The sequence below is a fragment of the Corynebacterium sp. genome (genome assembly GCF_052107835.1).
Lineage (GTDB): Bacteria > Actinomycetota > Actinomycetes > Mycobacteriales > Mycobacteriaceae > Corynebacterium.
On sequence record NZ_JBQEDF010000029.1, the window covers coordinates 17,809 to 28,644 of the forward strand.

8 protein-coding genes are annotated in these 10,836 nt (G+C 67.9%); 5 read left to right on the top strand and 3 right to left on the bottom strand.

The features are described from left to right. Positions 1-122: 122 nt before the first annotated feature. Both ACTIL2_RS08655 and ACTIL2_RS08660 read right to left on the bottom strand, forming a co-directional pair. Positions 123-638 carry a DUF559 domain-containing protein gene (locus tag ACTIL2_RS08655; protein WP_442337057.1) on the bottom strand — a complete coding sequence of 172 codons (516 nt, stop codon included), beginning with the start codon at positions 636-638 and terminating at the stop codon, positions 123-125. Between the two features lie 704 nt (positions 639-1,342). Further along, positions 1,343-2,188, bottom strand: coding sequence for a DNA-formamidopyrimidine glycosylase family protein (locus ACTIL2_RS08660; RefSeq protein ID WP_442337058.1), 846 nt, complete (start codon positions 2,186-2,188; stop codon positions 1,343-1,345). Between the two features lie 92 nt (positions 2,189-2,280). Here ACTIL2_RS08660 and ACTIL2_RS08665 point away from each other — a divergent pair, with 92 nt between their 5' ends. Genes ACTIL2_RS08665 through ACTIL2_RS08680 form a run of 4 tightly spaced genes read left to right on the top strand, consistent with a single transcriptional unit; the run spans position 2,281 to position 4,368 of the window. Continuing rightward, the gene (locus ACTIL2_RS08665) at positions 2,281-2,538 is read left to right on the top strand and encodes a FitA-like ribbon-helix-helix domain-containing protein (protein ID WP_442337059.1); all 258 of its coding nucleotides are present in this window, start codon (positions 2,281-2,283) and stop codon (positions 2,536-2,538) included. Further along, a complete protein-coding gene (locus tag ACTIL2_RS08670) occupies positions 2,535-2,927 on the top strand; it encodes a type II toxin-antitoxin system VapC family toxin (protein ID WP_442337060.1) in 393 nt (130 codons plus the stop codon). Before ACTIL2_RS08665 ends, ACTIL2_RS08670 begins: the two co-directional genes overlap by 4 nt. A 37-nt stretch (positions 2,928-2,964) precedes the next feature. Further along, positions 2,965-3,534, top strand: a complete 570-nt coding sequence (locus tag ACTIL2_RS08675; RefSeq protein ID WP_442337061.1) for a hypothetical protein — start codon at positions 2,965-2,967, stop codon at positions 3,532-3,534. An 18-nt stretch (positions 3,535-3,552) separates the two neighbouring features. Beyond that, complete coding sequence (locus ACTIL2_RS08680) at positions 3,553-4,368, top strand: MerR family transcriptional regulator (RefSeq protein ID WP_442337062.1); 816 nt, start codon at positions 3,553-3,555, stop codon at positions 4,366-4,368. 578 nt (positions 4,369-4,946) lie between these two features. On the opposite strand, the gene ACTIL2_RS08685 is transcribed toward ACTIL2_RS08680, so the two are convergent. After that, entirely contained in the window at positions 4,947-9,860 is a 4,914-nt protein-coding gene (locus ACTIL2_RS08685; RefSeq protein ID WP_442337063.1) for a DEAD/DEAH box helicase, read from the bottom strand. A 182-nt stretch (positions 9,861-10,042) separates the two neighbouring features. Between ACTIL2_RS08685 and ACTIL2_RS08690 the strand changes: the two genes are divergently transcribed. Beyond that, positions 10,043-10,816 carry a 3'(2'),5'-bisphosphate nucleotidase CysQ gene (locus tag ACTIL2_RS08690; protein ID WP_442337064.1) on the top strand — a complete coding sequence of 258 codons (774 nt, stop codon included), beginning with the start codon at positions 10,043-10,045 and terminating at the stop codon, positions 10,814-10,816. The last annotated feature ends 20 nt before the right edge of the window (positions 10,817-10,836 follow it).

Sequence of the window (10,836 nt, forward strand, 5' to 3'; positions counted from 1 at the left end):
GCGCCACACCTGGGTCATGTGCCCCGAGTTAGTGCACGGACGTGGTGTTCCAGGGTGGTTTCTCCGACCGCCGCCGACCTTGAACGCCACCCTCAGATCCCTCCAGCCGTGCCGACGCCCTCTCATCCCCTCCCCTGTCCTGACGCTTGAGCCTCGACCGCCCGACCGATCACCGCGGTGACCCGTTCGCGAAGTTCCGACGGGTCCCGGAGGTGCTTCCTGTTGAACCTCAGCACCTCCCACCCAAGGTCACGCAGCGCATGGAACTGGTCGAAGTCCACGTCGGTCTGGTGCATCGCATCATGATGGGCACCGTCGTAGTACAGCGCGATCCTGAGTGCCGGACAGCCCAGGTCCGGGAGCGTCCGACGCGTCCAGCCTTCCGCCGCCCCCGGCTCCAGATCAACCCGGATCTGAGACTGCCACTGATACGGCGTTGGCAACACATCCCGGACCATCAGTCGCATCACCGTCTCCATCGGGGATTGGGCACCGGCGTCCGACATCTCCAGGAGCGTCGCGAGAACCCTCCTGTTCACCAGGCCCGCCGCCGCCGAGAGAACCTCGTCCCGCGTGACCCAGGTGCACTGGGCGAAGGCATCGAGGAACTGGACGGCCCGGACCTCGGTCCAGCTCATGCCGGGCACATCGTGCACCCACCATCGATGGCGGCCGGTGAGAATCGTCCGCAGACACTGAGCTGCAGCGAGGCCAGGAAGAACCACCTTCAGCTCCGGGAAGCGAGGTTCGGGGCGAAGCACGCGCAGATCATCCGGTAGCGGACGGATGACGGGACGAAGGGGTCGCCGCACTGCACTGCCCGTCGTCTCTGACCCGGATTTCCATGTTCCCTGCAACAGAAGCACCGGCGCAGAATCACCCCAGTCAGGACGAAGACCGTGCACCTCAGCGGCACCCCAGCCCCCGAGTACCGCATCCGGCCTGATCAGGTGATTCGCCCATGATCGGGTGACACAGTCCGCGCCGAATCCACCGTGCGCCGTTGGATCGTGCCCACCCTCGGCAGCGGGCACCACGACACCTGGCGCCACCTGCGTGTACCTGTGCCTGAGTTGCCAGTCCGTGACCGTACCGGAGCTCTTGAGTTCCGCCCGGACCTGCGGCAGGACGGTCGGCATCACCCGCCAGGTGTACTCCGGTCCCCTACCCCGTGGCCGTGGTGGCTGTGCACTGCCGTTCTCCCCCATGGTCCCCTCTGTTCGTCCCGGTGTGTCGGCACCACCATCATCCCATGCCCGCGGTCCATCGTGCCTCGACAGCAAGATCCTGTGGATAAGCTATCCACAGGCCCAGGGACAATTCCGACACATGTGCCCGCAACTCACACCGGCTGGCAGACAGGGCACCACCAGATGACGCGTTCGAGCTCACCCTCGTCACCATCAGCGTCCACTCCCCCGAGGAAGCCCTTGAGGATCGGGGAGCCGCAGCGCCGGCACGCTTTCTCGGCGCGTCCGAACACGTAGTTCCCCATGCCCGGCCGCCGGTCGCCGGTGAACAGGCGACGCGGTTCCAGCCGGTTCTCCCACATCACCTTGCGTGACAGGTCCAGTAGGTGGGACGCCGTCTCCGATGCCTCAACCCCTGAACCGACCGTGCGCCGCGGATCCACCCCACCCAGGAAGCACACTTCAGCACGGTACTCGTTGCCGATCCCCGCCACGTTGCGCTGGTCAAGCAGAGCGGCACCGAGACTGCGCTCGGGACGGGTGAGGACGCGACGGATCGCCTCTGTCCTGCCCCCGTCTCCATTGTCCCAGTCCGGGTCGAGGATATCCGGACCGAGATGGCCGGTGACCCGGTCATACTCGGCCGCATCGAAGAGCCGGACGAAACCGAGACTGTGCCCGACGACCTCGATCTCGGGCCCCCCGGTGTGCTGTGGAGCGAAGCGCAGAACGACCCGTGCGGTGTGCCCGGGACGTCGCCAGCGGGTGCCCGCGGTGTGGATCGACCAGACCCCCTCCATCTTCAGGTGGGTGTGGAGGATGCGTCCGGAGACGTCGATGAACAGGTGTTTCCCATAGGGCCAGACGCCCATGACCGTGCGTCCCGCGAGGTTCTCGGTAGCGAAGCGGGGGACGCGGATGTCCGAGCGGGTCAGTGTGCGTCCCCGCATCCACTGCAGCCGGTTGGACAGCTGCAGGACCGAATCCCCCTCGGGCATGTGCGGCTCCTTGGTGTGCAGACAGGTCGATTTCCGAGGACCTACAATACTCTCCCAGGCCGTGCATGCAGTGTTCATGCTATGATCATGCGATGAGCACACTGCAAGTCAGGAATCTTCCGGTCGACCTCCACGAGAAGCTCAGCGAACGATCCAAGCGACTCGGCGTGTCGATGTCCGAGTACGTGACCCGGGTCCTTCGGGATGATCTTGCACGACCGCTGCTTGACGACTGGGTTGCTTCGCAGCGCACCGACATCCCGCTCAGGGACATCGATGTCGCCGGAGTACTGAATGATGTTCGTACCGAGTACGATCCGGCGACTGCATCCCGCGAGCATCACCCGTGAGGCTCGTTGTCGATGCCAGCGCACTCGTCGATGCCCTGACCCCCACCCTCCGCCACAATACTGCCCTCGATGCTCTACAGGGATTCGAGTTGTGGGCGCCGCACATTGTCGACGTTGAGGTGTCGTCGGCCATCTGGCGCATGCAACGAATGGGTCTGATCAGCAATGTTGAAGCGGACAATGCAATGCGGGGGTTTCAGGACGCTCCCATCAAACGGCTGTCGCACCCTGCGCTTCTGCCCGAGACCTGGTCACTTCGGCATTCCCTGCGGATCAGCGATGCCTTCTACGTGGCGGCTTCCCGACTTCTGGACGCGGGGCTCCTGACATCGGACGCTCGCCTCTCTCGCGCTCCGTCGCTCGGGGTGACCGTTACGCTACTGCGTTGACGACCCAGGAAGCGTCGACCCTGGCTATGCTGGGCACATGATCCTCACCAGCGCCATTGCCCACGGAGTTGCCTCCGGTGAGGTCGCGGTGGCGTTCCGTCAGTGGCCGAAACCCCGTGTCGCAGAGGGCTCGACGTTCCGGACGGTGGCTGGGGTTGTTCAGGTCGGCACCGTGGAAGCGGTGGACGTCGGCACGATCACCGAAGGGGACGCGCACGCGGCGGGATTCACTTCCGTCAAGGAACTCACTGGCACGTTTCGCGGGGACGAGGATGATCCCGTGTTCCGCATCGGGCTGACCTGGGTCGGTCCGGACGGACGGGACGACCTCGCCCAGGACGCCGAACTGTCGGAACAGGACGTGGCCGACATCGGTGCACTGCTCGACAAACTCGATGCCCACACACCCTGGGCCCGAACCACTCCTCGGATCGCCGCCGAACCCGGCATTCCCTCAGTTCAGCTGGCAGAGGAGCTCGCGATGGACAAGGATTCCCTGAAGCGACGGATCCGCAAACTCAAGGAGCGCGGACTGACCCGCAGCCTGCAGGTCGGCTACGACATTTCGCCGCGGGGACGCGCCTTCCTTGACTCTGACATTGTGTGAGATGGGAGTAATGGGACCATGTTGCCCATTGGAGCGTTCGCGCAGGTCGGTCAGGTGTCCCATCGCCAGTTGAGGCACTGGGACTCGATCGGCCTGCTCGTGCCCGCCCATGTGGACGGGTTCAGCGGTTTCCGCTCGTATGATCCGTCGCAGCTTGAACGGCTGCACCGGATCGTCTCTCTGCGTGCCCTCGATTTCGGACTCGACGACATCGCCCAGATCCTGGATCAGGGTGTGGACGTCGACCGGTTGGCCGTGCTTCTGCGCGCCCGTCGGGACGAGGTCGAAGCAGAGCACCGGGTGGCGACCGCTCGTCTCGCCGACGTGGAACGGCGGCTCCACCTCATTGAACAGGAGAAGCAGATGCCCGGTATCGAAATCATCCAGAAGCCCCTGCCCGCCCTTCGATTGGCCTGCCGTTCGGCGGTGGTCGAGGATCAACCGGCAATTGCGGGAGTGGTCGGGCCGATGTTCGACAACATCGCCGGCATCATCGGCGATGAGTGTGGCGCGTTGGACGTCGCGATCGCGCAGTATGAATCGGACGAGGCCGGGGTGCACGTCACTGCCGGCTACGAGTACTCGGGGCCGGAACACGGGACGAACAGTGAGGGATTCGACATCGTCGCGCTGCCTGACGTGGAAGACGCATTCGTCGGCGTGCATCTGGGCCGTATGGACCGGATCCACGAGAGTTGGCAGGCCGTCCACGCCGAAATCCTCGCCCGTGGGTTCGTCCCGGACGGCCCCTGCCGTGAGAACTACCTGCGCGCGGAGTCCGAGGACCAGGCCGATTGGGTCACTGAACTGCAGCAGCCGGCACGTCCGGCATAGCGCGCCTTCAGACGTCAGATCCCTTGTCAGTGACCCAGTAACCACAGTCGAAGCCCCGTCCAGCGGGAACCCCGGTTCATGACCGACTATCTCGTCGACAACTCCGTAGGGCCAGACCCGCCAACGGAAATGGCGCGGTAACCGCCCGGCTTGCGTCGATCGTCCGAGCCCCGGCGGACCTTTTCGTCCCCTGTCCCCCACAGGTCCTGGAGTTCTGTCACAGCGCACGCACCCCGGATGAGCACACTCAGTACCGGGAGAGCATCTCCCTGGGATTTCCACTGGAACGGGCACCCGACGAGTCCCTGGTTCTTGATGTCCAGGCTGCGCTGGGGAGTTCCGGCCTTGTCCGGGCTGCATGCTCCACCGACATTCTCATTGCCTGCTATGCCCTCGTGAACGGGCCACCGTCCTCTCTGCGGACCACGACTACGGGTGTATTGCCCGCGTGACCGAACCTTCAGCAGGAATACGTTGGGCCTGCAGGACTCCCACGACCTTGACCTGGCCAGGTCGGCAGTGGACATAGCGGCGATAACCCCACTGAACGTCACCCTCGAAAGGTAGAACCGAACCGTTCACCTAACCACCAACCCCTTCGGTGTCAGCCGCGCCCCGGCCTCGGTCCAGGCGCGGGTAACAACGGGTCCAGCAGCCATCACGTCCACCCCGTTGAGCTTCTCCACGGTCACCGGCGACAACCGACCGGCAGAGACCGCAGCGGCCAGCGCCGCCACCACGGCCTGCACGTCACCGGGGTCCACCTCGGCCCCCGCATCGCTTAACCCCGGACGCCCGAACACCGTCACCGTCCGTCCGCCGCGGGTCAGGTGTGCGAGCAGGCGCCCGTCCTGCACCACCACCAGCGCACCGGCACCGCGTGTGGGACGCGCTGAACCATCGCGCGGGGCATCCTCACCATCACCATCCGCACTCGGCCACGGCACCGCCGCGCCGAAGGGGTTCGCCGGGTCACTCGCCGCCAGCAACACGGGTGCCGACCGTTCGGCCGGGGCAGGCTCCTCCTCCATCTGCCGCAACCGGTCGATGACCTCACGTGAGGCGAACTGCGCCCCACCCAGACCGTCGACCACGTAACCGCGCAGGACCGTGCCGTTGTCCTCCCAGGCGGTGAGCATCCGGTAGGCCGCGGCGAAACCGCCCTCGGTGTGCTCGGCCACGATCGAACCACGCGTCACGACCGCATACCGGTCGAGCCACGCCTCGCCGCGGGCGATCGCCCTGTCGGTCACCGCCCCACCCACGTCCGGCACCAGTGACCAGCGGCCGGGCACTCCGGCATGGGCATTCATCGCCGCCCGGCGCGACCGCACCTCCTCGGAGCGGACGGTCTGCGCGAAGGTGGTGCGCCCCATCCGCAGCCGCCGTGTGGAGCCGCGTCCGGTGTTGCGGCGCGGCGCTTTGTGCGCGCCCTTCGAGGACGCAGCGCCGGTCGCCGTCCCCGTCCGGTCGGTGAACCCCGTCCCCGCCAACCGGGCACGGACAGGCGCGACCGAGTCCGGCATGAGCAGTCCGGCGTCGAAGAGTTCCCAGATCGCCGAGTCGATTGCATCGTGGGACGGGGTGCCGTGGGAGGGACCGTCCCCGCCGAGTGAGCGTTCCATCTCCGCGGCGGAGAACGCCCCTCCCCCGCCCAGCTTCTCCCGGATCATCTGCGCGACCGGTCCCAGGGCAACGTCCGCAGCGTCCTCCGCACCTGCCGTGTCCAACTCGTCGACCAGCAGCGGCGCCAGATCGGCGGGCAGCAGCATGATGCGCGGATCCGTCGCCGAGGAAGCACCGGCCCCCACGATCACGACCTCCCCGGACGCCACAAGGTCATCCAGGTCAGCAGGTGTGTAGGAGGGGATCCGCGACGGCAGCACCACGGTCTCCCAGGCACTGGCGGGCAGAGCGACACCCGCAAGCTGCTCGATGACCCCGGGCAGGTCCTCGCGCTCCCCGGCCCCAAGACCGTGCCACTGGGTCAGGAAGGACGCGTAGGTCTGCGTGCTCACCGGCTCCAGTGCACCGCGCGCCTTCGCCAGCGTCGCCGCCCGCAGACGACGCAGGACGCCCGAATCCACATAACGGTCGTCGTCGGATCCGGACGCCCCCAGCGACTCCAACCGCCGGCCGGACACCCACCGCCGGGCCAGCCCATCCGCCGTTGCCACGCCCAACCCGAACTCGGCGGCGATGTCGGACGCGGTGAATGGCCCATGCGTCCTCGCCCAGCGCAGCACCAGCTGGTCGACCGCGTCCACCACCCGTTCCTGGGATGCGGCGACACCCGGTGGCACCGGGATGCCGAGCCCGTCGCGCAGCAGTGCGGCGTCCTCCACGACGGCCCAGCGCAGCGTCCCGCCAACCTTCACCTCGCAGATCCTGCGGGGGATCATCGCGCGGACCTCGTCGAGGTTGACCGCCTCGGTCCGCCGCGCGACCTCTTCCGGTGACAGCGGTCCCAGGGCACGCAGCATGTCCACGACCTGCTCGGCGGATCGGGCGCGGCGGCCGTCGGCAAGCCACTGCAGCCCGTCGACAATCTCGGCGAGCACCGACGGGTCGAGTTCCAGCCCCTCGCCACGCTGGCCCAGCACCGCCGCCAGCAGGGAAGGGTCCACCGACAGCGCCGCAGCCCGCTCCGCCGAGTCCCCCTCGTAGAGGAAGGCACCTGTGTAGCTGAACAGCAGGGATTCGGCGAAGGCGGACGGGGCATCCGTGGTGATCTCGGCGACGCGCATCCGCCGCGACCCCACCGCGGCCACGATCCTCTCCAGGGCGGGCAGGTCGTAGACATCACGCAGGCACTCGCGCATGGTCTCCACCATCACCGGGAACTCCGGGTGCGGACGCGCCACGTCCAACAGCTGGGACGCCCGTTGCCGCTGCTGCCACAACGGCTGGCGCTTGCCCGGGTTACGCCGCGGCAGCAGCAGGGAGCGGGCGGCGCACTCGCGGAAGCGTCCGGCGAACAGGGCGGACGATCCCACCGCATCGGTGACCTCGTTGACCACGGGCGTCGCCGCGTCCGCACCGTCGGAACCGCCGGTCAGCAGCTCCACCCCCGGCGGCTCCTCGGTGTAGGGCAGACGCAGCACGATACCGTCGTCACCGGCCACCGCCATCGCGTCGATCCCGGAGCGCCGCGACAGCGCCGCACCGATCGCCAACGCCCACGGAGCGTTCACCGACCTGCCCCATGGCGTGTGCACGACCACGCGCCAGTCGCCGACCTCATCGTGGAAGCGCTCGATGAGGATCGTCCGCTCATCGGGGACGACCTGGGTGGCCTCGCGCTGCTCAGAGTAGAAGGAGTCCAGGTTCGCCCGGGTGTTGTCGTCGACAAAGGACGCACCGCGCAGATCCCGCATCACGCCACCGTCCCCGGTGACACCTCTGCCCCACCCGCGACGAGCCTCACCGATCACCGGACCGAGTTCGGCGGGACGCCCCTCGGCATCCCCGACCCAGAACGGCAGGCGTCCGGTGTGCCCCGCCGCCGGGGTAACGATCACCTGGTCACGGGTGATCTCCGAGATACGCCAGGAGGACGCCCCGAGGGTGAACACGTCGCCCACCCGGGACTCGTAGACCATCTCCTCGTCGAGTTCGCCGACCCGCCTGCCACCGGCGTTCTCACCGTCAGAGGGCAGGAACACGCCGAACAGCCCCCGGTCCGGGATCGTCCCGCCACTGGTCACCGCGGTGCGCTGCGCCCCGGGACGCGGCTCGATCTTCCCGGTCGCCGCATCGTAGACCACCTTGGGACGCAGCTCGGCGAAATCGGTGGAGGGGTACCTGCCACTGACCAGCTCAACCACCCCGTCGAAGGCCTCACGCGGCAGGGCGGCGTACGGGTGAGCGCGCCGGACGGTCCGGAACCAGTCCTCGACATCCAGCGTGCCCGTGTCGGTACGGCTGGCCTGCACCGCCATCGCCACGGTCTGCTGCGCCAGCACGTCCAGGGCATTCGACACCACATGCAGCGGCTCCAGGTCACCGGCGAGCATCCGGTCGATGATCACCGTCGCGGCCTCGGCGTCCTGCCGGTGCAGCGGGTACACCGTCGCCCGGGACACCGCGCCGACGGTGTGACCGGACCGCCCGCACCGCTGCACCGCCGAGGACACGCTCGGCGGAGCGCCGACCTGCACCACGTGGTCCACCAGGCCCATGTCGATCCCTAGTTCCAGGGAGGACGTCGCGACCACGCAGCGCAGTGAACCGTCCTTGAGGGAGGTCTCAATCTCGGCCCGCTCATCCTTCGACACCGAGCCGTGGTGGGCCCGGGCGATGACCTGCGGGGCCGCGGCGACCGAACCGGACTGCGCCATCATCTGGGCGGGATCGCGCCGCGTGGGGGCGGCGAGGGAACCGGGATCATGCTCCTCGGCCCACATCTCGTTCAACGCCCCGGTGAGACGTTCGGCGGTGCGCCGGGCGTTGACGAAGACCAGGGTGGAACGGTTCGCCATGATCTGTTCGTAGATCGCGCGCTGGACGTGCGGCCACACCGACTTCTGCTGCGGCAACGCGGACTCCCTGTCCACCCCCGAGGCAACCCGGCGTCCACTGCCGGCGTCGGTGATCCCGCCGACGCCCTCACCGATGAGCGTGGGACCGAGCAATGCATCGTCAGTAATGGCGTCATCCAGTACCCCGTCCTCGGAGGAGGCCTCATCACCCTCCGCCGCAGCGGGGGAGTCCAGTACCGGCGGGTCCCGGAAGTCCTCGACCACGCTGCGCACCGCCACGTCCCACAGCTTCTGCGTCGGCGGATTGACCACCGTCACCGGGCGGTCGCCGCCCAGGAAGGACGCGACGGTGTCCACCGGGTTCACCGTCGCCGACAGGCCGATACGCTGCACCGGGGCATCCTCGCCGGCGAGCTCCTCCAACCGCTCCAGGCTCAGGGCCAGATGGGTGCCGCGTTTCGTGCCGGCAACGGCGTGCACCTCGTCGACGACGACGGTGTCGACATTGGCCAGCGTCCCGGCGGCCTTCGATGTCAGCATCAGGTAGAGGGATTCCGGGGTGGTGATCAGGATGTCCGGCGGGGTGCGCAGAAGCTTGGCACGTTCGGCCTGCGGGGTGTCACCGGAACGCACCCCGATGCTCACCGGCGCGATATCCGTGTCGGACGCGGCGGCGGTGCGGGCGATGCCGGCCAGTGGAACCTGCAGGTTGCGTTCGACGTCCACGCCCAGGGCTTTCAGCGGGGAGATGTAGAGGACCCTCGTCGCGGAGTTCCGGTTGGCGTCCCCGTCGGTCGCCCCGCGCATCAGCCCCTGCGAGGTCAGACGGGACAGGGCCCACAGGAAAGCGGCGAGTGTCTTGCCGGACCCGGTCGGCGCGACGACCAGGGCGTTGTCCCCACGGCTGATCGCGTCCCACGCCTGCGACTGCACCACGGTGGGTTCGGCGAAGACCTCACGGAACCACGTCGCCACGGGGGCGAAGAAGCGGTCGAGCGGCTCGGCTGTCATGGCCCCCAGTCAACCACCCGACGCTGCTCTGCGGCATATTGGCATCCATGGATGGTCTGTGGTGGCCTGGACCGTCCCTGGATGCCGATATGCCACGAGACATGCGGCGACCTGTGATCACCGACACTCCCCGACCCGCCCGCCGCGCCAGCACACAGGTCCTCTGGCTAGACTGTTGAGCCATGACGTCCTACATCGACGACGAGACCCTCGCCCTCCGCCTCGCCCAGGGAACCGGTGAGATCCTCAAGGGGGTCCGTAACGTGGGCCTGCTGCGCGGGGGCGAACTCGGTGCGGCGGGGGACGCGATCGCCCAGGACTGGATCGCCCGCGTGCTGGCCAAGCACCGTCCGGACGACGCCGTGCTGTCCGAGGAGGCCACCGACGACCTCGCCCGGCTCGAGCAGGACCGGGTGTGGATCATCGACCCCCTCGACGGCACACGCGAATACGCCGGGGTCCGCCAGGACTGGGCCGTGCACATCGCCCTGGCGGAGAACGGCAAGGTCACCCACGCCGCAGTGGGCATGCCCGATCTCGGCCAGGTCTTCACCTCCGCCGAGTCCAAGGCCGTGGAGGGCCGGCCCACGAACCGGATCGTGATCTCCCGCAACAGCACCCCGGAGATCGCCCCCTTCATCTCGGAGAGGACCGGCCACGAGATCACCACGATGGGCTCGTGCGGCGCGAAGGCGGTCAGCGTCCTGCTCGGGGACAATGACGCCTACGTCCACGCGGGGGGACAGTACGAGTGGGACAATGCCGCTCCGGTCGGCGTGTGTGAGGCCGCCGGACTGTTCTGCAGCCGGTTGGACGGCTCCCCGCTGGTGTACAACAACGAGGACACCTACCTGCCCGACCTGCTGATCTGCCGTCCCGACATCGCCGAGGACATCCTCGCCAGCGCCGCCGCCTACAAGGAGGAGAACGGCACCTTCGGGCCGCTGCGCGACTGACGGCACTCAGTCGCCCCGGG

Excerpts from the sequence above, each read along its gene's own strand:
- ACTIL2_RS08655 (WP_442337057.1), bottom strand. The coding sequence starts at position 638 with ATGAGCTGGACCGAGGTCCGGGCCGTCCAGTTCCTCGATGCCTTCGCC.
- ACTIL2_RS08660 (WP_442337058.1), bottom strand. The coding sequence starts at position 2,188 with ATGCCCGAGGGGGATTCGGTCCTGCAGCTGTCCAACCGGCTGCAGTGG.
- ACTIL2_RS08665 (WP_442337059.1), top strand. The coding sequence starts at position 2,281 with ATGAGCACACTGCAAGTCAGGAATCTTCCGGTCGACCTCCACGAGAAG.
- ACTIL2_RS08675 (WP_442337061.1), top strand. The coding sequence starts at position 2,965 with ATGATCCTCACCAGCGCCATTGCCCACGGAGTTGCCTCCGGTGAGGTC.
- ACTIL2_RS08680 (WP_442337062.1), top strand. The coding sequence starts at position 3,553 with ATGTTGCCCATTGGAGCGTTCGCGCAGGTCGGTCAGGTGTCCCATCGC.
- ACTIL2_RS08685 (WP_442337063.1), bottom strand. The coding sequence starts at position 9,860 with ATGACAGCCGAGCCGCTCGACCGCTTCTTCGCCCCCGTGGCGACGTGG.
- ACTIL2_RS08690 (WP_442337064.1), top strand. The coding sequence starts at position 10,043 with ATGACGTCCTACATCGACGACGAGACCCTCGCCCTCCGCCTCGCCCAG.